This is a genomic window from Magnetovibrio sp., assembly GCF_036568125.1.
GTDB lineage: Bacteria > Pseudomonadota > Alphaproteobacteria > Rhodospirillales > Magnetovibrionaceae > Magnetovibrio.
Genome location: NZ_DATCTF010000013.1, coordinates 21,398 through 42,677 on the forward strand (window position 1 = coordinate 21,398; position 21,280 = coordinate 42,677).

Genomic DNA, 21,280 nt, shown 5'->3' on the forward strand with positions numbered 1-21,280 from the left:
ACCCATGGTTCTGACCCCCAGGCTCGATCTTAGACAATCCCAATCCCTGGTGATGACGCCGCAATTGCAGCAGGCGATCAAACTGTTGCAGTTGACCAACATCGAGCTCAGCGCGTTCGTCGAGCAGGAATTGGAGCAAAACCCGCTGCTGGAAAGAATCGACCCGGGCGCGCCCGACGCCGGCGAGGTGCGTGGCGAGGGGGTCGACGAAATCGCCAGCGACGCGCTGCCGCAAACCGAATTGGAGACCGCACAAAGCGCGGATACGGCGGACATTCTCTCGCGCAGTGCCGAAACCGGCGAGAATATCGACGGCGGCCAATCCATGGACGTCGAGGTCGATAACGATTGGTCCAGCGACACACCGGGCCCCGAAACGGTGACGGATCGCGGCTTAGATCAGGGCGGCCTCTCTGGCACATCGTCTGGCGCGTCTACGTACGGCGACGACCTGCCGGGTATTGAGCAGACCCTCGCCCAAGAAGAATCCATGCGCGAGCATCTGCTCGCCGAATTGGGCATGTTGGTTGAAAATCCGATGGAACGCCTGATCGGCGCGCATCTGATCGACATGCTCGATGAAGCGGGCTACGTCCAAGGCAGCCTGGAAAAGCTGGCCGAACAGTTGGGATGTGATGAGGCCGATATCGAAGCCGTGCTGTTCAAATTGCAAGGTGTCGAGCCTGCGGGCTTGTTCGCACGCGACTTGGCGGAATGTCTGGCCTTGCAGTTGAAGGAAAAAGGCCGTCTCGATCCGGCCATCCAGGCGTTGCTCGACAATCTCGAACTGCTGGCAAAGCGCGACCTCAAAGGGCTGATGAAGGTCTGCGGCGTAGATGAGGAAGACATTCAGGACATGGTTGCGGAAATTCGCGCCCTCGATCCGCGTCCCGGCCGCGCCTTCAATCACGACGTCGCCCAGACGGTGGTGCCTGATGTTTTGATGCATGCCGGCCCGGATGGCGGCTGGCTGGTGGAGCTGAATTCCGAAACCTTGCCGCGCGTTCTGGTCAACAACACCTATTACGCCGAGATCAATCAGAGCGCCAAAAGCGACCAGGACAAGCGCTATATCCACGATTGTCTGCAAACCGCCAATTGGCTTGTCAAATCGTTGCACCAGCGCGCCACTACGATCTTGAAAGTCGCTAGCGAAATTGTGCGCCAGCAAGACGGTTTTTTCCGTCACGGGGTGTCGGCGCTAAAACCCTTGGTGTTGCGCGATATCGCCGATGTGATCGAAATGCATGAAAGCACGGTGTCGCGGGTGACATCGAACAAGTACATCGCGACGCCCCGGGGCATCTTTGAGTTGAAGTACTTCTTTACATCATCGGTAGGTGGAAACAGCGGTGGGGACGGTCATTCGTCGGAATCCGTGCGTCAGAGAATTAAGGATTTGGTCGACGCCGAAGACCCCAAAAAGGTCCTTTCCGACGACAAGATCGTCACCATCTTGAAAGCCGAAGGCATTGAAGTCGCACGCAGAACCGTTGCCAAGTACCGTGACTCTCTGGGTATCTCGTCGTCGGTGCAGCGGCGTCGGGAAAAGACCTCGCGCCTATGAGGCGAAAAGACCCAATTTTATGGGGATGACGGGGATTGACTTCGCCCCTTGACTTCCCCCGGCGAGAGAACTAATTTCCGCACCTCTTCGGGTGCTCAGCGATTTGGTGCACCCAGGCTGATATCGGCCGTGCCCTCGGGTTGCAATATGAAGAGACCACACGTGTGGTTCCGGGGGAAGCAAAGGATAAACCGACTTAATTGGTTGCGGGTGCGCGGGTTTCATAGCGCGGGCCGGCACCCCTGAAAAGAACGCTTAAGGATCTGCTTTTCAATGGACATCACCGTCAAGGGGAAACAGATGGACGTGGGCGATGCGCTCCGTACCCATACTGAAGACACCCTTTCTTCCGCCGTTAGCAAATATTTCGACCGCGCGCTTGACGCGACCGTGGTTTTTTCCAAGGTGCAAAACGGCTTTCATGCCGACATCATCGTGCACGCGGGTCGTGGCATCACGGTACAGGGCCAAGGCGAAGCGGTTGACGCTTACCCGGCACTGGACACCGCGCTGGAACGCATTGCCAAGCAACTGCGCCGTTACCACCGCAAGCTGGTGAATCACCACGCCAACGCCAATGCGGAAGTGACCCAGGCGCAATACTCCATTCTCGGCCAGACCGAGGAAGAGGAGGTTCATGAAGAGCATCACCCGGCCATCGTCGCAGAAATGCCGCACGAAATTGCCACGATGAGCGTGAGCGAAGCCGTGATGCGTCTCGACCTCGGCAACTTGCCGGTGGTGATGTTCAAAAATGGCGGCCATGGCGGTCTGAACGTTGTTTACCGTCGCCAAGACGGCAACGTGGGTTGGATCGATCCGCAAACCACCGCATCGAGCGACAGCGCAAGCTAACAGCAGATACGGACGCAAGAGAGCTTTAAGGAAACGACCATGGAAATCAGTGACTTGATTACGGTCGAAGGTGTGGTGGCAAATCTTCGCGTCACCAGCAAAAAGCAGGCGTTGCAAGAACTGTCCAAGCGCGCCGCGACCGTTACCGGTCAGCACGAACGAGCCATCTTCGACGTATTGATGGAACGTGAACGCCTGGGTACCACTGGGGTCGGAAATGGCATCGCCATTCCCCATGGTAAATTGGCGCCTTTGGATCAGCTTTACGGGTTGTTTGCGCGGTTGGAAACACCGATCGATTTCCATTCCATCGACGAACAGCCGGTGGACTTGGTGTTCTTGCTGCTGGCCCCGGAAACGGCCGGTGCGGATCATCTCAAAGCTCTGGCGCGGGTGTCGCGTCTGCTGCGTGACAGCGCGGTATGCGAAAAATTGCGCGGTACGGACGACGCGGAAGCGTTGTACGTATTGCTGACGGAATCGAGCGCTTCACAAGCGGCATAAGCTAGGACGACTTGATTTCAAGATTTTCGGGGGAGGTTTCCGCTTCGGCGGAAACTCCAAGAAAACTCAGGCATGTGCTTTTGCACATGCCTTTTTTTCACATCTGAGCGACGGGTGACGTTAGACGTCGGGGAACACGTCTGCCATAACGTCGAGGGCGAAGCGCGCGTGCGCGGTGGCGGGGCCTCCGCCCATTTCGATGCCGACTTCGATGGCTTCCAAGACCTGTTGCTCGGTCGCGCCGGCCTTGGCAGCTTGTTCGATGTGCCATTGCATGCACGATTCGCAATCAATCACCACCGATATGCCGATGGCGATCAGTTCCTTGCTCATTTTTGACAGCGCCCCGTCGCTGAACGCGGCGGATTCCATGTCGAGAAAGGCTTTGTAGACCTTGGAGTTAAGCGCCAGCATCTTGGCGTGGGCTTGTTTACGTTTGGCGCTCATGTCGCGAAGTATGGACATCGTGGCAATTCCCAAATCCATGTTGATGTGGATGCGGGCTCAGAGTGCGCGCAAAACGGCGCGTGGAGTGTCAGCGGTGCGCCGTCAGTGGACGCTCAGCGCTTCCAGTTCGTTCTGGCGGATGGTGACGAACGCTTCATCGCGGTTATCGACCGTGGTGAGTTCCGTTCCGTCGGCCGCGAAAATGCCATAGACGGCATCGCCGTCCACTTCGACGGGTTTGACATACGCCACATCTTCCATCCCCCAAGCGGCGAGATCGAATTGGGTCACCCAGTTTTGCTCAGGTTCGATGCCGATGGCGGCGTAGGCGTGGGTCGGATAGCGGTTCATTGGTCCATGCTCCGTGTTGCCCTTATGCATCAAGTAGACGCTGTTTTCCCTAACACTCGGTTAAGAGCATGTGGGAAGCGGCGATTTATTGTGAATCGACGTTGATGGTCTTGGCCGTGTCGCCGGGTTGGTTCGCGCTGGCGTTGATTTTGATCGTGCGCACTTCGGGTTCGTGGACGGGGCGTTCGAGATCGACGTGCAACAGCCCGTTGTCGAGGTTGGCGCCGAGGATCTCGATGCCTTCGGCGAGCACAAAGGTGCGTTGGAATTGCCGTTTGCCGATGCCACGGTGGAGGTAAACGCGATCCTTGTCGTCTTCGCTCGGACGACCGCGTACCACCAACTGGGTGTCTTCGACGGTGACGCTCAGATCGTCCATGGAAAAGCCGGCGACAGCGAGGCTGATGCGCAGCTTGTATTCACCGGTTTGTTCGATGTTGTAGGGCGGATAGCCTTCGTTCGAGGCCTTGGCGGCGCGGTCGAGCATTTGCTCGAGATGGTCGAAGCCCAACAAAAACGGGCTGTTGAAGGCGATGTTGCGGGACATGACGGCGTCCTCCTCTGTGAGCGAGTCCGAAGCTTGATGGCACGTGTAGGCCCCCCTGAGGGGCACCCCGTCTTCGGCCCAAATGGCGCCGTCGACGTTAACGATAATGTGGGCGCATGGAACCGACCTGTCAACGGCTCGAATTGTGAACGCTTTTGCCGCTCAAGGGACGGGATAAGGTGCGTTCCGGGGGGAAGATACAGGTGACCGCAGTACCATTTTCAAGTGCGCTTTCCAGCTCCAACCGCCCGCCGTGAAGCTCCATCAACGAGCGTGAGAGATTTAGTCCTAAGCCGCTGCCTTCATGAGGCCGGGTGGTGATGTCGCTGATTTGGCCAAACGGTTCAAGGGCCTGGGGCATGGCGCGGTGATCCATGCCGATACCGGTGTCGGAAACGATGAAAACCAGACCGCCCGCGCCGTTGACCAGTCCCTCAATTTTGATCGCGCCGTTTTCGACGTTGAATTTGATGGCGTTGGACAACAGGTTGATGACGATTTGCTTGAGCCGCAACGGATCGGCGTCGAGCAGTGGCAGATCAGCGGGCAGGTCTTCTTCGATGGTGATGTTTTTGGACAATGCCTGGGTGTCCATCAAGGTGCGGCAGGCGGCGACGATGTCATGGAGATCAACCGCTTCGGTGACCAAGTCGAGATGTCCGGCCTCGATTTTCGACACATCCAATATGTCGGTGATGATGTCCAACAGGTGCTTGCCGGACGTCCCGATGTCATCGATGTAGCTTGCGTACTTGTCATTCTTGATGGGGCCGAAGGCCTCGATCTTGATCATATCGGCAAAACCGATGATGGCGTTGAGCGGCGTGCGCAGTTCGTGGCTCATATTGGCAAGGAATTGGGACTTGGCATAGTTGGCGTACTCGGCTTCTTCTTTGGCGTGAACCAGCTCGCGCTCGATCTGAATGCGTTGGGTGATGTCGCGGATCACACCGATGAAGCCCAAAATCTCACCCTGTTTGTCGTGGACCGGAGTGCCGAGCGTTTCGCCGGAAAATACGGTCCCATCCTTACGTCGATAGTTGACCACATAAGGCTTGTTTTCGTTTTGCGCGCCTTGATGAAAGCGCAACCGGCCCTGGCGAATGAATTCTTCTTCGCTGGCGTAAAGAACGTTTGTTTTTTTGCCGACCAGTTCGTTTTCACGATAGCCGAATATTTCGTGAAGACCGGGATTGGTGGCGACGATTTGGCGGTTCACATTGGTGTAGACCACGGCGTCCGGGATACCACGGAAAATGGCTTCGAACATGGAGCGCTGGCGCTCGACCTCACGTTCGGACTGGCGTCGTTCGGTGATGTCGTTGGCCGTCCACAACACCAAGGTTTTGGGGCCCATGACGATTGGTTCGCTGGAAATGATGCATTCGACAATGGTGCCGTCTTTGGCTTTCAGGCGGGCTTCAAAATTATGAATCCGGCCATGAACGTTCAACTCATCAAGAATGTGTTCGCGGTCGTGAAGATCGGCCCAAATATCCAGTTCGAACGCGGTGTGACCAATCACTTCGTCACGTTTGAATTTCAAGGCTGTTAGCCAGGCATTGTTGACGTCTACGTGCTCACCGGTGTCGGGGTGCGACAGTGCAATTAGGTTAGGGCTGGACTGAAACGCCTTGGTGAACAGTTCGCGCGATTGGTTGAGACGCTCTTCTTGGCGCTTGCGTTCGGTGATGTCTTCCTTAACGGCGACGAAGTTGCAAATTTCGCCGTTTTCATCGCGAATGGGCGAAATCGAGGCTCGCTCCCAATAGGTGCCGCCGTCTTTGTGGGTGTTGAGGAATTCGCCGTGCCAGTCCTCGCCGGATGAAATGGTGCGCCACAGGGTGCGGTACTCTTCTTGCGAAGTATGTCCCGACTTCAGTATGCGCGGGTTTTGACCGACAACTTCGTCTAAGCGATAGCCGGTGACACTGAGAAATTTTGGATTAACGTACTCGATGATGCCGCTCGTATCAGTGATCATGATCGATGCAGGACTTTGATCAATGCCGCGGGCCAATTTGTTGAGGCTCAGTTGTGCCGCGCTACGTTGGATGTCTAAGCGATGAAGGATCAGCAAGGCAAACCCGCCGACGACGACAAAACCTACGTTCATGACGATCGAGATCGTGCGCAAAAAGCGGTTGTTCGATTGGGTAAGGGCGTGCAGATCGTCTTTGATGGCGGCGGCAACCTCAAAGGCCTGGCTGATGATCGTTTCAAAGGCCGCATCCAGGGTGTTGATGGTGGCGGAGTCGTTTCGGGCCATTTGGCGGGCCTCGCCGATGGTTCTGAGCTGCAGCAAAATCGCTTCGAGCCGATCAAGATTGTTCGTCACCGACGGCTGGGGTCCGTAACGCGAAAGACCGGAAGGCTGAGCGGCAATCCGCATTCTGGCAATACTGTGCTGGGCGTCGTGATAATGACCCCATACATCGTCCAGCGTGACATTCGGATCACCCCGCACGTATTCCTCGAACCACAAATGAAAGCGGGTCAATTGAAGCGTGATGCTGACGCTGGCGTCCATCAACGGCAATAAGGTGTTGAGGGTTTTTTGACCGATATGCGAAAGCGTGACATTGGTCGCGACCGCCAAGGCAACGCTCGCGATGATGAAACCGTACCTAATCCCCGAACGGCGCCAACGCGCAATCATAACGGCCTTTCAAATCTTTAAATGCACCGAGTCCATACGGCGGCACCGGGCGTTTGCTTATAATATAAATGGTAACGCATTGATCGCACAAAGAGGAGTTGAAACGCCTCTCAAGCGCAGATTGTTTGCCATTTGTTATAATCATACCAGAGTGCGATACTGTCTGGGCATTCGAAGATTTGGGCGCGGTACAATCTTGGGGAAGGAAGTATGTTCGCAAAATTGATGGACGCGCGCACCACATGGCTGCTGTTTGCCTTTTTCGGGCTTGCCATTGCGCCGAACGTCGCGCGCGCCGCTAGCCAAAACGATGGCGTCGAGCCGGACGTCTATATCCTAAACACCAGCACCGGCGCCCCTTATGCAACGGCTGATCACATGGGGTTTCAAGACCTGATCGTCGACGAGGCGTTTCGTCGCATCGGCCTTAAGGGCCGGGTGGAAAGTTATGAAGCATCCGCGCGCGCGCTGATCAATGCTAATGAGGGCATCGATCACGGCGTCGCCATGCGCATCCAGGGGTTGGAGAAAAAGTACCCCAACTTGGTCCGCGTGCCGGAGCGTCTGGTTGAAAACGATTTCGTCGCCTATTCGTCTGGCCTGGAGTTGAGCACGGACAGTTGGGACAGCCTCAAACCTTATGTGGTCGCCTACATCAATGGTTGGGTGGTGTTTGAACGCAACTTGGCTGAGGATCAAAACAAAACCGCAGTCAGAGACCCGCGTCAAATGTTTGAAATGCTCGCCAAGGGCCGCGTCGACCTGGTGCTGTATGAGCGCTGGCAGGGCTTGCAGCGGGCCCAAGAAACGGCCCTTGCGGTGAAGGTCCACGAGCCGCCTTTGGCGTCTGCGGATATGTTCATTTACGTCCACAAGAAATACGCCCATCTGGTTCCGAAATTGGCCCAGGCACTCCGCGATATGAAAGCGGATGGGACCTATCAAAAGATTTTTGCAAAGACGCTGTCGTCGTTGTTGCCGCAAGCGCCGAACCCATAAGGAAGCGTGATTGGTATGGATGGCCTATGGCACCCCAATAGGATTGCATGGAAGCTGATCAAGGCGCTGATCTTGTTCAGTTCCATGATCACGTTGGTGTCGACCGGGGTGCAGTTGTGGTCCGAATACGGGCGCGATATGGACGCGATTCAGTCGCGCTTCGTTCAGGTGGAGCGTAGCTATCTCGACAGCATTTCTGAAAATGTGTGGGAATCGGACACGGGGCGTCTGAACCTGTTGGTCAACGGCATCATTGAATTTCCGGATTTCAAATATGCTGCGGTGCGTGAAAAAAACGGCGATATCCTCGCCAGCGTCGGCGACCTTGGCGACGAAAAAGTGATCCGCAACGTCTATCCACTTCATTATGCGTTTCGCGGCGCAAACTTGAAGATCGGCGAGTTGGAAATCGTCGCCAGTCTGACGGCCGTGTACGATCGTATCGCCGACCGGGTGTGGTTGATCTTGATTTCCAATGCCATCAAGACCTTCTTGGTAGCGCTGTTTATGTTTGGCATGGTGTATTGGCTGCTGACACGTCATTTGGACGTGATGGCGGCATTTGCCCGCCGTCTTGATTTTTCGTTGCCGGAAGACCCATTGAAGCTGGAGCGCGGAATCTTCGGCGGCAAACGCGACGAATTGGACCAGTTGGCGGAATCCCTCAACGACATGCAGGCCAAGCTGTTCAATTCCTACGAAGAATTGCGCGCCTTATACAACGATCTCGAAGACCGCGTGGTGGAGCGCACCCGGGCCCTGTCAAATGAGGTCGAGCAACACAAACGCACCGAGAAAAAGCTCGCCGACAGCGAAGCCCGGGTTCTGGATATGGTGGAGTCCGCATCCGACTGGTTGTGGGAAATGGGACCGGACTTGCGCTTCACGGATGTCTCTTCCGGTGCAATGCGCACCGCGAACGTCGATCCAAGGCGGGCGATTGGCTACACCCGTCACGAGTTGGCGACCGAATCGGGAAACGTGGAAAAATGGCGCGATCATTTGGCGGACCTAGAAGCACACAGGCCGTTTCGCGATTTCGTTTATGAAACACAAAGCGATGACGGTACGCCGGTATTTCTGAAAATCAGCGGCAAACCCGTGTTTGCGGACGATGGGTCGTTTCGGGGTTATCGCGGCGTTGGTTCGAACGTAACCCGGCAGGTCGAAGCGGAACGCAAAGCCTCCAAGGTGGAGGAACAACTGCGTGTGCTGTCGGAAGCTGTCGAGCAAAACCCCTCGATGGTTTTCATCACCGACGATGACGGCGCTATCCAGTATGTGAATGCAAAGTTTAGCGAGATTAGCGGCTACAGCCGCGAGGAAGTATTGGGGTGCAATCCGCGCTTGTTGAAATCCGAAGACACCTCACCCGAAGTGTACGAAGAGCTGTGGGGAGATCTCAAATCCGGTCGCGAGTGGCGTGGTGAGATCAAGGACAAACGTAAGGATGGGAGCTATTTTTGGGCGTACGCTGTGATTGCCCCGGTGAAAGACGAGACAGGTGCTATCACTCATTTCGTCGCGACCCATGAAGACATTACCTTACGAAAGGCCGCCGAGGCGCAGTTGCATGAAGCGACCGAACGGGCCCAATTGGCAAGTCGCACCAAATCCGAGTTGATGGCCAACATGTCGCATGAATTGCGCACGCCGCTGAACGCGATCATCGGCTTCTCGGATTCAATGAGATCAGGCGTTTTCGGGCCATTGCAGAACGAGCGCTATCAAGACTACATCAATGACATTCACAACAGCGGTCAGCATCTGCTGGAGTTGATCAACGACATTCTCGACGTATCGGCGGTCGAGGCGGGCAAGATGGAATTGCAATCTGCGCCCATTGACGTCTGCGACGCGGTGCTGACGTGCCTGAAATTGGTTCACCATCGCGCGCAGAGCGCAGGGGTCCACCTGTCCCATCATATCGAAAAGGACATACCGAATTTGCTGTGTGACGAGCGGCGCCTGAAACAGGTTCTGCTGAATTTGCTGTCGAACGCGGTAAAGTTCACCCCCGAACGCGGTCGGGTGTCGCTCAACGTTTCCTTGGCATCGGACGGCGGTCTGCGCTTCGAGGTCGAAGACACCGGAATCGGCATGGATGAAAAGGGAATTGAAATTGCGCTGACCCCGTTCGGTCAAGTCGACAGTAACTTATCGCGGCGTTACGACGGAACGGGCCTAGGCTTGCCACTTTCAATAAATTTAGTCGAACTGCACAACGGTGTTCTGGATCTTCGTTCGCGCCTGGGGCACGGCACCACCGTGGTGGTTCACTTTCCACCAGAACGCACCATCATACGCGGCGGTCGAAGCGAGAATGCGCAATCACCGGACCCGGGCGCCGAGGGGGAGGGGCGAACGTCCGGGCCCGATGATCACAATGACAAGAAAATCCCGACGGTCCATTGAAGTTCAAGATGAACTGTGCACCCAATGGACCGACGTCGCCGCATCTGCGATGAACGCGTATGCGATGGAGGATCGCCTTGCCTGAAGCCCCGATCGGGGGGCTCAACGTGAAGGTGAGGTTATTGGGCGGCTTCCATGCGCGAGGATGAGCCGGCTTTTTTGATAACGCTTTTGAGCAAGCGCAAATTGTTGATCAACACCGGCGGCAACGATGCCAGCGCGACCGCGAACACCACCGTCACGATGCCCGAGGGGCTGGAATGGATCACCTGCGGCGCGGTGTAAGCCAAGGTGGCGATCGCGGCGATGCCTAAGGTTACGGTGCGCATGTTCGAGCAGCGCTGGCATTCCACGGTGCGTTTTTTAACGTAATGGATGTCATAGCCGTCGAAGTTTTCAACGCCAAGATATTCGTTACCGGAACTTTTACAGTAATCGCGCACGTTCGGTTCAGCAAAGCTGTCGGTGGTCATCACGCCGAACACGCTATGATCGGCAGCTTTCTTCAACGCGCTTTTCAGTTTGAGGATCGGGATCGGGCATTCGGAGCCCTTGGCATCGATCAGAGTGCTGGTGCCGGAAACGGCATCGAGAGGTATGGAGTTCATGGGGGAGGTCCGCTTTCATCAACGCTGTAACACGCAACGGCAACAAATCCGCTGCACCGAAATCTTCACCAACTGCAAATATCGCCCTTGGTTGCGCAGACGTCGGCCCCTCGTTGAGCCTGGCGGGTGCGGTACGCCAAGAGGAAATAATCAAACATGCTGCATTGCGACAGTTGTTTTGTGCACCGCACCATATCCGCACACGGACACTAAGTCCACCCTTAAGTGTGGGATCGAGTTTTGATGCAATTTAATGTGCGTTTACAGCAGGTTGTGCTGTGCGGGGCGGGTAATATAAAGGAAAATTACAAGAATTTATGGATATTTGTTCACGGATTCGGGTAAGGGACAAAGTCGCATCAGCGGCTGACTGCGTCGAATATAATTGACGTTGATCAAGTCGCAAACGAATTACGCATGTCATGGTGTGGAACCTGGGCTTGCCATTAGGGGGCAGGCTCAGTAAAGTTCGCCGATCAGTTTGCATGTTGGTCTCTGTGAGGGGTGGAAGCCATCACCCGCTGCGGAGATCGGGGGAAACGACGCTGATGATTGTCACTGCGGCCAAATCACGCCTCAAACGCATCTTGTTCACCGCGCGCCGCCAAGGCACCGTGTGGCTGGCTGTGTTCGCGGTTCTGGCCCAAGTGCTGATGCCGTTCGGTCAAGCCTTGGCGCTCGGTGCCAACGCGGATTACGAATATCAGGTCATCTGTACCGCCACGGGGATCACGCAAGTGGCCGTCGGGGCGGACGGTCAGCCGATCGAACCCTTGGACGTGCCGAAATCGTGCCCGTTCTGTTTCTTGCACAGCTCTGTGGTATTGCTGCAGCCCGAGCAGGTTCCGACGCCGGGCATGCGTATGGTCGTCGTGCCGGTCGCGTTCGAGCATCCCGCGCATCAACGGACCGCCAGCATTTGGCGGGGCTCCCCTCAGCCCTCAAGGGCGCCTCCCGTCTCCATTTGATTTTCATTTCCGCGTGAGCGGCTGATCTGGCCATCTGGCCGGATATAAGAGCCTCTGCGCGTTCGCCAAAAATCAAATGAGACGACAAGGGGGTGCGCCCTGAACGCGGCGCGCGAAACCAAATGCAAAATAAAATCTGGATGCCGGGCAAAACCGGCATGGCCTTGAGCGCTTTCCTGCTTTCCACCACCGCGGCCGTCCCTTTGTGGGCTCAAGACGCGGTGAATACCCAGCTTGATGAAGTTTCGGTAACCGCCACCCGCTCAGAGCGCGGCACCAAAGAGGTTCCGGCCTCCATTACCGTGATCGGTGCCAAGCGCATCGACAACGAGAAAATGTTCAACATCAAAGACGCCATTCAGGGTACGCCCGGCGTACAGATCAACTCGGCCAACGGCGGGTTTGATTCGCGCTTGGTGATTCGCGGTGCGGGGCAAAAAGCCAACTACGGCGTGCGAGAAATCATGGTCATGCGTGATGGCGTGCCGATGACAGACCCCGATAGCTTTACGCGTTTCGATTTCATCGACACCCAGGATATCGAGCGTATCGAAGTAACCAAAGGTCCTGGCTCCATTTACGGCGCGGGCTCTGCCGGCGGCGTGATCCAAATTTTGTCAAAATCGGTTTTCGATCCGGGCAACAACACTGTTCGCTTAGGTGCGGGTACCGCCGGCACCACGAATGCGCATGCTCGCGTGGGGTCGATGATGGGCGACAACGATGCCATCGCAGTGACCTTTTCGCGCCGTGCCATCGACAACAGCTGGCGACCGCGCAACTCGTTCGAAAGCACCCAAGGCAGTATCAAGCATGGCCATATGTTTGAGAATGGCGGCACTTGGGAATCGGAAATCAGTTTTTCGAACGTCAATATGGAGATCCCCGGTTCCATGAGCGCGGCCCAGTACGAGGAGTTCCGCAGAACCGGCAAGCAGATCGGCAACAGCGATGCATTCGACTTTTCGGGACGCGATTCCAACAGCTATTTCATCAACTCGAAATACGAGCTTGAGGATGGGGACATCACCTACAAGCCACGCGTTTACGCCAACAAGTGGAGCCATTACCACCCGGTAACCGGTGCGATCAACGTCAGCGGCGACAACGTCACCGCCGGTGCGGACGGGGAAGTTCACTACAAACACCAATTGTGGGGTCCTTCTACCCTGGTCGCTGGCGTCAGCGCGCGGATCGACGATACCAACGACGCTCGTAAGTATCGTTACCGCGACTTGACCACAGGTTTCGGCGGTCGCATCACGGCGGTTCTGTCCGACCAGCCGGGCGCGTTGCTGGAAAGCGAGGATGCCCGAAATACCCTTGTCGGTGCGTTTGCCCAGGAAACCGTGCGCCCGAACGAGAAAACGCTGGTCGATGTTAGCTTGCGTTTGGACCGCTCCGTCTTTGACATCGCGACCAATGAAATTGCGAAATATGACTTCGCCACCGGAACCTATGTCGCCGGGGCCGGAAATACTCAAGTGGACAAAACCTTCGATTTGGTTTCGATGCGCATCGGTAGCAGCTATGCGTGGAATGAGCAGATGAACGTCTACGGCTCATTGGCGATGTCCGATCAGGTACCCTCAGCCGGCGAAATCGGCACCAACACGTCTTTGACCGCATCGACCGCATCGACCGTTGAAGTCGGCCTCAAAGGACGCCAAGCGGGTCTGAGTTACGACGCCGCAGTGTATTTCACCTCGGTCCAAGATGAGATCGTGTCAGTTTCGGAAAACGGTCAGACCACGTTTAGAAACGCGGGCGAAGTGGAAAAGAAAGGCCTAGAACTTTCCGCCACCTATGGCTTGTCGGAAGAATGGTCCATCGGCGGCAACTACGCTTTCAGCGACTTCACCTTCAAGAGCTTCAACGAGCCGGTCAACAATGTGAACGTCAGCCGCGCCGGAAACAATATGCCGTATGTTCCCCGCCATCAGTATTCCCTGTCGGTCAACTACGACAGCGGCTGGGGGCTCACGGGCGGGCTGCGTTCGGAAACGTGGAGCGCCTATTGGATGGACAACGCCAATAGCGAAAAGTACAGCAGTTACAAATATATAACGAGCGCCAACGTCAGCTATGACATATCCGAAAAGCAGTCCTTTTCGCTGAACGTCGAAAACATCCTCGACAAACACTACGCCGTCGAGGCGAAGAAAAGCACGCGCGGAGTGCAAACGTATTCCGCCGCGCAGCCGCGCACGTTTGTCCTGACTTACCGCCAAGATTTTTGATGGGGAAGCGAACATGAGGACGACATTGAAAATTGCCTGCGTCGCGTTGCTGTGCGGCACAAGCGTCGCCCAGGCCCAGCATGCGGGTCATGGCGACATGGCCAAAGGGCCGTCCGCACCCGATTGGACGGCTTACCCCGTCATCGCGGCGGGCGGTGGGTTTAGCCGCAGTGGCGCTAAATTTCAGGCCTACAACATGCATGCCATGGACGCTGCGTCTTACGCATCGTTCGATGGTCAGACGGTCGAAGACCTAAATAAAGCGACCCAGTCCCTGAAGGTCGATGAAAACGGCGCGTTGTCGGTGAAGTCCGGGGCCAAGGGCGGTTACTATCTGGTTCGTGTTTCGGGCCATGGACCGGGGGGGGAAGAGGCCTCCGCGACGACGCTTAAATACTTCTCCAACCCCGGACCCGCGCCGCGCGATCTGTTGAACATCGCCCGGCCCGGTTTCGAGATTATGCCCGCCGTGTTGCCGCGTGAACACGGCCATTATCGAGAATATGAAACCTGGCGCTTCAGCGTACGCATGGACGGCAAGCCGATGGCGGGCCTGCCTGTGGTGATGGAAACCTCCAACGGCAGCAAAGCCGAATACGTCACCCAAGCCGATGGAAGCGTGGACATCACGTTTCCGGGGGACTTCAAGGATATCCCCAAGGACCAGTGGCGACATGGCAGCCCGCCAGCGTCGAAATTCGTGGTGGCGGTGCGCAACGGCGGTTTGCTCGCGACCTATAACGACAGCTACGAGCTTGGTGCGTACGGCGACAAAAATCTTTGGGCCGGGATTGGCTTCACCATGTTGGGCATGATCGCCGCCGTGCCTTTGGTTCGCCGTCGCAAGCCTGCCAAGAATTCTCAGGGGGAGGCCTGACATCATGACGAATTTTTTGACGCTTTCGCGCATTCGCCTGTCTGTTCAGGTCATGATGTTGGTGTTTACCGTCTACGGCGGGGCCTTGGTCGGTCATTATTTGGCGGACAAGGTCACCGGCGCGTTGCCGGCACTGTCGTGCGCTTACGATCAAAAGAACTCGGCGTACTGCGTGCTGATTCCGATGCAGCATCAATTGCATCACCGGGTCGGCGAAAGCATCGTGCGCATGCAGCAGTTCAGTTTCGACTACATCATCCCGCTGGGTTTCACCATGTTGACCTTCTTGGCATTCTTCATGGTACTCAATAAGGCCTTCTGCGGGTGGATTTGCCCGTTGGGCACGGTGCAGGAACTGATCTACAAGGTCGGTCGGCGCATGCGTCTGCCGGTGCGCCGTTTCACCCAGGCAACGGTCGGGCGCATCCGCCCGGTCAAGTGGGCGGTGCTGATCTTGCTGGTTCTGGTGCTGCCGCTGATGGCGGGTCTGGGTTACACCAGCTATGTCACCGGCGACGCTTATTGCCAAGTGTGTCCGTCCCGCGTCGTGACCACCTTGCTGACCGCCAATACCGAACAGATCGCTGTCAATACGGCCGACCCCACTGCATTTGCGTTCAGTGCGGCGCGGAGCGCGATTGTCGGTTTCATACTGATCCTCGCGTTTGGCATGCGCCAGCCGTTTTGCCGGGTTTGCCCGATGCTGGCGTTGCATGCGGTATTTCGCCGCATCGTGCCGCTGCGACTGGCCAAGAAAGCAACAGGCGACAAGTGCGGGAAATGCAAAGCCTGCTATCAAGCATGTCCTATGGACATCCATGAGGTGGCGTTTGAGTTCGGATCCAAGGCATTCCACCAAGACTGCACCATGTGTGGGCGGTGCGTGGAGTTTTGTCCCGATGACGGCATGTTGGCATTGAAACTTGGTCCGATCCCGCTGTTTACGGCATCGGGGGCGTATATGAAGCGCCGCGCCAAGATCGACAAGCCGGACGGCACCTTGCCCAACACCAAAAAGCCGACGCCCAAAGCGGCACCGGCGGAGTAACGGCCATGGGACCGGAATTCTATGGACCGGATACTCCTGCCGCGGCGGTGGGCTTGCTGTCCATCTGGATTCTCGGTTTGTCCGTTGGACTGACCGCGTGTACCGCCACGTGCCTGCCGTTCATGGGTGCGCTGGTCGTGGGCGACGGTCAGTCCGCGGGTACGGCGTTTCGCCAAACGGGCTCGTTTGCGCTGGGCAAGATCTTGGCCTACGCCGTACTCGGCATGGCGGCGGGTTTGTTGGGTGAGGTGCTGCTCGACGTGGTCGAAAGCAATCTCGGCCACTGGCTGATCGGCGGGGTGAGCATTGCTACCGGGTTGTGGCTGGTGCTGGCGGGCAAGGTCGCTATGGGCTGCGCGACGTCGCGGGTGATGCGCGGTGCGCCGCCGTTCGCGTTGGGCTTCGTGCTCAGCTTCGTGCCGTGCGCGCCGTTGGCGGCATTGCTGGCGGCGGCGGCGTTGGGTGCCGATCCGATCCATGGGTTGGCTATGGGTGCGGTGTTCGGTTTGGGCGCGGCGTTGACGCCGCTGTTCATCGTGGTGCCGCTTCTGGGCCGCCTGGGGCGGGAAATGACCGCCGAGCGACCGGGTCTGCTTCTGATGATGCGCTGGTTGGGGGCGTTGATTTTGATCGCGCTCGGCCTGCGCCGTATTTTGTTGGCGTGGTGAGGAGACGTCCATGATGGCGCTGACCATGAACCGCATCGCTCCGCCGACCGCCGCCTTCGTGGTGGCGAGCGGCGTACATGTGGCGATCGCGTTGGCGTTGTTGTGGATGCCTAAGCCGGATATCACACCGCCCGTCGCGGTGGGTGGGTTCGAGGTGGTGGACCTCTCAGCGTTCGGTGTCGCGGCGCAGCCGGAACCCGAACCGGTCGAGGAAAAGCCCATCGAGGAAGCAAAAGTCGAGCCCGAACCGATCCCGGAGCCGCTTCCCGAACCGGAACCGATCCCCGAGCCTAAGGTCGAGGCTGCCCCCGAGCCTGCACCGGTTGAAATCCCAAAGCCGGTGGTCAAACCTCAGCCTAAACCTCAGCCGAAGCCGGTGGTAAAACCGAAACCCAAGCCTGTGCAAAAGGTCGAGGCGAAACCAACACCCGAACCGAAACCGCAAGCCAAACCGCAAAAAGCGCAGCCCAGCGCCCCTGGCAGTCTGAACGCGTTCGTGCCGCCGACCAGCACGGCGGCTTACCTGCGCAACCCCAAGCCGTCGTATCCGCCGCTGGCGCAACGACGCGGTATGGAAGGTGTGGTGCTTTTACTGGTCGAAGTCTCGGCCCAAGGACTGCCGACGTCGGTGACGGTGAAGAAAACCAGCGGTTTCATGCTGTTGGACAAAGCCGCATTGAAAGCCGTGCGTTCCTGGCGCTTTGCCCCGGCCAAACGCGGCAGCGTACCGGTCGCGGCGGCGGTCGAAGTGCCGATTCGATTTAAACTGAACGATGCATAAGAAGGACTAAAACGTGGAAAGCGGAAATCTTGAGCTGCTGTCGTGGTGGGGCGATGCCGACTGGATCGTACGCGGGGTGTTCATCATCTTGATCGCGCTGTCGGTGATCAGTTGGACCATCATGGTCTATAAATCGTGGCAGCTTTCATCAGTCTATCGACGGGAACGAGCCTATCGCGGTCAAGGCGCCCCCGCATACGGCCTGCCATCGGCCCACGTGGTCACGGGACTGACCGACATCACCGGCGACGAGCGCGAAACCATGGCGGGTGCTCTGGTGCGTGAAAGTCGCCTGGACATGGAAGCGGGCTTGACGTTGCTGGCGACCATCGGCAACACCGCACCGTTCATTGGTCTGTTCGGCACCGTGTGGGGCATCATGCACGCCCTGCAAAGTTTGGGCGGGGCCGAGGCTTTGAGCATGGACATGGTCGCGGGGCCGGTGGCCGAAGCCTTGGTAGCGACGGCGGCGGGGCTGTTCACTGCAATTCCGGCGGTGGTCGGCTATAACCTGCTTCTGCGCCAACTGCGCCGCCTGTTCGGCGTGGTCGAAGCCAACGCGGTGCGCATCCTCGCTGGCGCGAACAAGAACGGGAGCGCGTGACATGGCGGGCGGCATTTCCGGCGGCGATCCCGATCAGCCAATGAGCGAAATCAACGTCACGCCCCTGGTTGACGTGATGTTGGTGTTGTTGGTGATTTTCATCGTCGCCGCGCCATTGATGGCCGAGGCATTGCGCGTCGATCTGCCCAAGGCCAGCGCCGAGCCGATGACCGAGCCCGATGTCACCACGCTGGAGGTGATGGCCGATGGCACCTTGCGCTTGGATGGCGACGTGATCGGCGACGATTTGTTGCCGGCGCGCCTCAAGGCGATCGCCCACGAAGATTCCCAGCGCGTTCTGAAATTGGGCGGTGACGGCGCGGTGCCTTATCAGCGCATCGCCGAAGTATTGGCGATGGCCAAGCAAAGCGGCATCGGTCGGATCGCCTTCGCCACCCAATCGCCGCGTTAGGCGTTTTTAGACAGCAAGCTGAGCCCCTGGCGGACATGTTCGATCAAGCGGCGCGGGTTGATCAGGTTGCGCCACACGGTGCGCAGCAAAAAGCCCGGGCGGAGATAAAAACGCCGGTTGAAACGCTTGCGCAGACGCAAGATCTCCTGCGGGCTCAAGGTGTCGCTCGACAGCACCGAGGTTTCGCCGCTTTGGTCCATGTTGGCCAGTTCTTCGCTGACCAACCCTTGTTCGACCATCTGGCGGCGCAGCTTGGTTCCGGCGCGCGGGATCGCGGTGTGCACCGACAAATAATCGGGATCCAAATGGCAGACGAAATCCATGGTCGCTTCGATGTCGTCCGCCGTTTCGCCGGGCAGGCCGACGATCACCGTGGCGACCGTTTCCAGCCCCGCGTTGCGGCATGCGGTGAACGCAGCTTTCATTTCCGGGGTCGCGAAATCTTTCTGAATAGCCTGCAATGTTTCAGGCTTGGCGGTTTCCACGCCCATGATCACGGTGTGGCAGCCCTTTGCCGCCATGGCTTTTGCCAGCTCGGCATCGATGCAGTCGGGACGGGTGAAGCAGGTCCAGCCGAAACGATCTCGCCCGCCCGGCAACACGTCGAGAAACGCCGTTGCGCGCGGCCGACTGATGGCGAACGTTTGGTCCCACAGCGCAAATTCGCGAATGCCGAGGGCTCGAAGATGTTCAAACTCGGCGGCGACCTCCTCGATCGGACGGGCATGGTAGTGCAGTTGGGACATGACGCAAAACGAACAGCGGTAGGGGCAGCCATAATCCGTCAGCACGCTGGCGAACGGGGTGCGCGCGGCAAAGGGAAAGCGATAGGGCAACGGCTTGAACAATTCATGCGGCGGCAAGCCGACGCTGTAGTTTTTTGCGTTGCCGGTGTCGTCGGGGCCTTGTTCGATACCGTGAGCGGTTTTGTAGATCAGATCGACCAGGTCCTCGGTCTCGCCGCTGGCGAAGCGCACCGGCGATGCGGCGGAAAAGTCCAGCGCAACGGCGTCAAGCAATCCACTTTCGATCCATTGGCGGCCGTGTTCGCGCAACACGTCGCCGCTGCCGATCATAATCGCGCGGGGTAGCTCGACGCGCAGGGCATTGAGAAACTCGGCGTCTTCGTCCACGCTGACCGCGCCGACCAGGGTGAACACGGCGTCAGGGGCCGCAGCTTTGGCTGCCGTCAAGGTTTCTGCGATGCCGAGGTTTTGGACGATGGCGTCGATGGCCTGCACGGTCCATCCCGCGCGTTTGAACTGTGCGCCCGCATGCAGCAGGTCGACCGGCGGGAAGGTATAGCCGGTACGCGAAAGTTTGCTACAGTAATAATCCCGGATATAGGTTTCCCGACCGGGGGGATTGAGGAGCAACGCGCGGCGTGTCGAATTCATTGCATCACCCTGATCAGCGCAAAAGCGTCAGCTTGGCGTCGCTTCAGTACATCGAAAAAGTCTTTGGCAGTATAGTTTGCGGACTTTTGCACATACCAGCGAAAATGATCCCCAGACCTCGGGACATGAACCCTGAGCATGTGCGCAAGATGCTGGTGATCAAGTTTTTCGGCATCGGTAGTCTGGTTTTGGCGACGCCATTTTTTCGCGAAGTGCGCAAACGCTTCCCCAACGCACAAATCCACCTCTTGACGCTGTCGAGCAACCGCCAAGTGATGGAGATGATCGAAGATGTCGATCAAACCCACTTCGTTGATCTCGGCGGCAGCATCGGGGCCGCCGTTGTGGCGTATGCCGGCTGCTTGTGGTCGACCTTGCGCCGCCGCTATGACGTCGTCATCGACATGGAGTTCTACACCCGTGCGTCCGCCGTGGTGTCGTTGGCGTCCTGGGCGCCGGTGCGCATCGGCTATCACGCCCAAGGTATTTATCGCGGCGACATCCAAAGCCACCGGGTGCCGTTCAACAGCTATTGGCACGTGTCGCGCAATTTTTTGAGCCTGTTGGAGCCTTACGGCTACCGGGTCAATGAGACGGAGGCCGTTCCAGCCCTGAAGATCGCGGCGGGGCTGCGCAAGCCCGCCGAAGCGCTGGCAGAGAAACTGGGTGGCGGGCGTTACGTCGTGATCAACGTCAACGCCGGGGAATTGGCTTACGAGCGGCGCTGGTTCCCCGCTCGTTTCGCCGATTTGGCGGCGCGTTTGAGCCAAAGGTTCGATCTGACCTGCGTGTTCATCGGTGCGCCGTCCGAACGAACCTATGTGCAAGCGGTGGCATCGGATGCCGAAGCGCAGGGCGCACGGGTCGTCAATGCGGCCGGCAAACTGGACCTCATGTCCTTGGCGCAGATATGCCGAGACAGCGCATTGGTGATCAGCAACGATTCCGGCCCGTTGCACATTGCGGCGGCTACGGGCACGCCGGTGGTGGGTTTTTTCGGCCCCGAAACGCCGGTGCTCTATGGACCTGCGGGGGCGGGGCACTTGGTGTTTCACAAGAACCTCAGTTGTTCGCCGTGTATCAACATTGAACAGGGCAAGCGATTCAAATGCTGGCATGCGACCGCGATCTGCCAGCAAGCAACCACTGCCGCCGACGCGTTCGAGGCAATTTCGGCGCGCTATGACGACGTGCTCAAGGCATGATGAACGGGCTTCGATACGCTGGTCGCAATCGCCGTTTCGTGACATCATATCCCTAGGCTCACAGGTCTGATTTCATGGCTAAAAATTCCATTGCGGCGCGTGACGAACAGGCCTATATGAAGCGCCGC

20 protein-coding genes are annotated in these 21,280 nt (G+C 57.7%); 14 read left to right on the plus strand and 6 right to left on the minus strand.

Annotated elements, in window-relative coordinates:
• The first annotated feature begins 4 nt into the window (after positions 1 to 4).
• The 3 genes from rpoN (at position 5) to ptsN (ending at position 2,926) form a co-directional block, all read left to right on the plus strand.
• On the plus strand, positions 5 to 1,567 hold the full coding sequence (rpoN, locus tag VIN96_RS10720; protein WP_331896102.1) for an RNA polymerase factor sigma-54: 1,563 nt from the start codon (positions 5 to 7) through the stop codon (positions 1,565 to 1,567).
• Positions 1,568 to 1,840: 273 nt separating this feature from the next.
• The gene (hpf, locus tag VIN96_RS10725) at positions 1,841 to 2,422 is read left to right on the plus strand and encodes a ribosome hibernation-promoting factor, HPF/YfiA family (RefSeq protein ID WP_331896104.1); all 582 of its coding nucleotides are present in this window, start codon (positions 1,841 to 1,843) and stop codon (positions 2,420 to 2,422) included.
• 39 nt (positions 2,423 to 2,461) lie between these two features.
• Complete coding sequence (gene ptsN / locus VIN96_RS10730) at positions 2,462 to 2,926, plus strand: PTS IIA-like nitrogen regulatory protein PtsN (protein WP_331896105.1); 465 nt, start codon at positions 2,462 to 2,464, stop codon at positions 2,924 to 2,926.
• 120 nt (positions 2,927 to 3,046) lie between these two features.
• Here the strand turns inward: ptsN and VIN96_RS10735 are convergent, their stop codons facing one another.
• The 4 genes from VIN96_RS10735 to VIN96_RS10750 form a co-directional block, all read right to left on the minus strand.
• On the minus strand, positions 3,047 to 3,391 hold the full coding sequence (locus tag VIN96_RS10735; protein ID WP_331896107.1) for a carboxymuconolactone decarboxylase family protein: 345 nt from the start codon (positions 3,389 to 3,391) through the stop codon (positions 3,047 to 3,049).
• Positions 3,392 to 3,475: 84 nt separating this feature from the next.
• The gene (locus tag VIN96_RS10740; protein WP_331896108.1) at positions 3,476 to 3,724 is read right to left on the minus strand and encodes a DUF1150 family protein; all 249 of its coding nucleotides are present in this window, start codon (positions 3,722 to 3,724) and stop codon (positions 3,476 to 3,478) included.
• Positions 3,725 to 3,809: 85 nt separating this feature from the next.
• Complete coding sequence (locus tag VIN96_RS10745) at positions 3,810 to 4,271, minus strand: Hsp20 family protein (protein ID WP_331896109.1); 462 nt, start codon at positions 4,269 to 4,271, stop codon at positions 3,810 to 3,812.
• 130 nt (positions 4,272 to 4,401) lie between these two features.
• Positions 4,402 to 6,930 (minus strand): PAS domain S-box protein, encoded by a 2,529-nt coding sequence (locus tag VIN96_RS10750; protein WP_331896110.1) that lies wholly within the window; start codon positions 6,928 to 6,930, stop codon positions 4,402 to 4,404.
• 210 nt (positions 6,931 to 7,140) lie between these two features.
• Between VIN96_RS10750 and VIN96_RS10755 the strand changes: the two genes are divergently transcribed.
• Both VIN96_RS10755 and VIN96_RS10760 read left to right on the plus strand, forming a co-directional pair.
• Positions 7,141 to 7,929 carry a transporter substrate-binding domain-containing protein gene (locus VIN96_RS10755; protein WP_331896112.1) on the plus strand — a complete coding sequence of 263 codons (789 nt, stop codon included), beginning with the start codon at positions 7,141 to 7,143 and terminating at the stop codon, positions 7,927 to 7,929.
• A gap of 15 nt (positions 7,930 to 7,944) precedes the next feature.
• Entirely contained in the window at positions 7,945 to 10,344 is a 2,400-nt protein-coding gene (locus tag VIN96_RS10760; protein ID WP_331896114.1) for a PAS domain S-box protein, read from the plus strand.
• 119 nt (positions 10,345 to 10,463) lie between these two features.
• Here the strand turns inward: VIN96_RS10760 and VIN96_RS10765 are convergent, their stop codons facing one another.
• Positions 10,464 to 10,952 carry a sulfurtransferase TusA family protein gene (locus tag VIN96_RS10765; protein ID WP_331896116.1) on the minus strand — a complete coding sequence of 163 codons (489 nt, stop codon included), beginning with the start codon at positions 10,950 to 10,952 and terminating at the stop codon, positions 10,464 to 10,466.
• Between the two features lie 548 nt (positions 10,953 to 11,500).
• On the opposite strand from VIN96_RS10765, the gene VIN96_RS10770 reads away from it, so the two are divergent.
• The 8 genes from VIN96_RS10770 (at position 11,501) to VIN96_RS10805 (ending at position 18,550) form a co-directional block, all read left to right on the plus strand.
• On the plus strand, positions 11,501 to 11,920 hold the full coding sequence (locus VIN96_RS10770) for a DUF2946 domain-containing protein (RefSeq protein ID WP_331896118.1): 420 nt from the start codon (positions 11,501 to 11,503) through the stop codon (positions 11,918 to 11,920).
• A gap of 122 nt (positions 11,921 to 12,042) precedes the next feature.
• Positions 12,043 to 14,160 carry a TonB-dependent receptor gene (locus tag VIN96_RS10775; protein WP_331896119.1) on the plus strand — a complete coding sequence of 706 codons (2,118 nt, stop codon included), beginning with the start codon at positions 12,043 to 12,045 and terminating at the stop codon, positions 14,158 to 14,160.
• 13 nt (positions 14,161 to 14,173) lie between these two features.
• Complete coding sequence (locus tag VIN96_RS10780; RefSeq protein ID WP_331896121.1) at positions 14,174 to 15,037, plus strand: hypothetical protein; 864 nt, start codon at positions 14,174 to 14,176, stop codon at positions 15,035 to 15,037.
• 4 nt (positions 15,038 to 15,041) lie between these two features.
• On the plus strand, positions 15,042 to 16,085 hold the full coding sequence (locus VIN96_RS10785) for a 4Fe-4S binding protein (protein ID WP_331896123.1): 1,044 nt from the start codon (positions 15,042 to 15,044) through the stop codon (positions 16,083 to 16,085).
• Between the two features lie 5 nt (positions 16,086 to 16,090).
• Positions 16,091 to 16,753 (plus strand): sulfite exporter TauE/SafE family protein, encoded by a 663-nt coding sequence (locus tag VIN96_RS10790; protein WP_331896125.1) that lies wholly within the window; start codon positions 16,091 to 16,093, stop codon positions 16,751 to 16,753.
• A gap of 10 nt (positions 16,754 to 16,763) precedes the next feature.
• Positions 16,764 to 17,534: an energy transducer TonB gene (locus VIN96_RS10795; protein ID WP_331896127.1), complete on the plus strand. Its 771-nt coding sequence runs from the start codon at positions 16,764 to 16,766 to the stop codon at positions 17,532 to 17,534.
• A 13-nt stretch (positions 17,535 to 17,547) separates the two neighbouring features.
• Positions 17,548 to 18,138 carry a MotA/TolQ/ExbB proton channel family protein gene (locus VIN96_RS10800; RefSeq protein WP_331896129.1) on the plus strand — a complete coding sequence of 197 codons (591 nt, stop codon included), beginning with the start codon at positions 17,548 to 17,550 and terminating at the stop codon, positions 18,136 to 18,138.
• Position 18,139: 1 nt separating this feature from the next.
• Complete coding sequence (locus VIN96_RS10805; RefSeq protein WP_331896130.1) at positions 18,140 to 18,550, plus strand: biopolymer transporter ExbD; 411 nt, start codon at positions 18,140 to 18,142, stop codon at positions 18,548 to 18,550.
• Here the strand turns inward: VIN96_RS10805 and VIN96_RS10810 are convergent.
• Positions 18,547 to 19,947 carry a radical SAM protein gene (locus VIN96_RS10810; protein ID WP_331896131.1) on the minus strand — a complete coding sequence of 467 codons (1,401 nt, stop codon included), beginning with the start codon at positions 19,945 to 19,947 and terminating at the stop codon, positions 18,547 to 18,549. The two genes, VIN96_RS10805 and VIN96_RS10810, sit on opposite strands and share 4 nt — an antisense overlap.
• Here VIN96_RS10810 and VIN96_RS10815 point away from each other — a divergent pair.
• Complete coding sequence (locus VIN96_RS10815; RefSeq protein ID WP_331896132.1) at positions 19,935 to 21,152, plus strand: glycosyltransferase family 9 protein; 1,218 nt, start codon at positions 19,935 to 19,937, stop codon at positions 21,150 to 21,152. The genes VIN96_RS10810 and VIN96_RS10815 overlap by 13 nt on opposite strands.
• Positions 21,153 to 21,280 lie beyond the last annotated feature (128 nt).

Coding starts and splice junctions, on each gene's coding strand:
- VIN96_RS10795 (WP_331896127.1), top strand. CDS start 16,764: ATGATGGCGCTGACCATGAACCGCATCGCTCCGCCGACCGCCGCCTTC.
- VIN96_RS10775 (WP_331896119.1), top strand. CDS start 12,043: ATGCAAAATAAAATCTGGATGCCGGGCAAAACCGGCATGGCCTTGAGC.
- VIN96_RS10755 (WP_331896112.1), top strand. CDS start 7,141: ATGTTCGCAAAATTGATGGACGCGCGCACCACATGGCTGCTGTTTGCC.
- VIN96_RS10810 (WP_331896131.1), bottom strand. CDS start 19,947: ATGAATTCGACACGCCGCGCGTTGCTCCTCAATCCCCCCGGTCGGGAA.
- VIN96_RS10765 (WP_331896116.1), bottom strand. CDS start 10,952: ATGAACTCCATACCTCTCGATGCCGTTTCCGGCACCAGCACTCTGATC.
- ptsN (WP_331896105.1), top strand. CDS start 2,462: ATGGAAATCAGTGACTTGATTACGGTCGAAGGTGTGGTGGCAAATCTT.
- VIN96_RS10745 (WP_331896109.1), bottom strand. CDS start 4,271: ATGTCCCGCAACATCGCCTTCAACAGCCCGTTTTTGTTGGGCTTCGAC.
- VIN96_RS10770 (WP_331896118.1), top strand. CDS start 11,501: ATGATTGTCACTGCGGCCAAATCACGCCTCAAACGCATCTTGTTCACC.
- VIN96_RS10780 (WP_331896121.1), top strand. CDS start 14,174: ATGAGGACGACATTGAAAATTGCCTGCGTCGCGTTGCTGTGCGGCACA.
- VIN96_RS10790 (WP_331896125.1), top strand. CDS start 16,091: ATGGGACCGGAATTCTATGGACCGGATACTCCTGCCGCGGCGGTGGGC.
- VIN96_RS10760 (WP_331896114.1), top strand. CDS start 7,945: ATGGATGGCCTATGGCACCCCAATAGGATTGCATGGAAGCTGATCAAG.
- hpf (WP_331896104.1), top strand. CDS start 1,841: ATGGACATCACCGTCAAGGGGAAACAGATGGACGTGGGCGATGCGCTC.
- VIN96_RS10735 (WP_331896107.1), bottom strand. CDS start 3,391: ATGTCCATACTTCGCGACATGAGCGCCAAACGTAAACAAGCCCACGCC.
- VIN96_RS10805 (WP_331896130.1), top strand. CDS start 18,140: ATGGCGGGCGGCATTTCCGGCGGCGATCCCGATCAGCCAATGAGCGAA.
- VIN96_RS10740 (WP_331896108.1), bottom strand. CDS start 3,724: ATGAACCGCTATCCGACCCACGCCTACGCCGCCATCGGCATCGAACCT.
- VIN96_RS10750 (WP_331896110.1), bottom strand. CDS start 6,930: ATGATTGCGCGTTGGCGCCGTTCGGGGATTAGGTACGGTTTCATCATC.
- rpoN (WP_331896102.1), top strand. CDS start 5: ATGGTTCTGACCCCCAGGCTCGATCTTAGACAATCCCAATCCCTGGTG.
- VIN96_RS10785 (WP_331896123.1), top strand. CDS start 15,042: ATGACGAATTTTTTGACGCTTTCGCGCATTCGCCTGTCTGTTCAGGTC.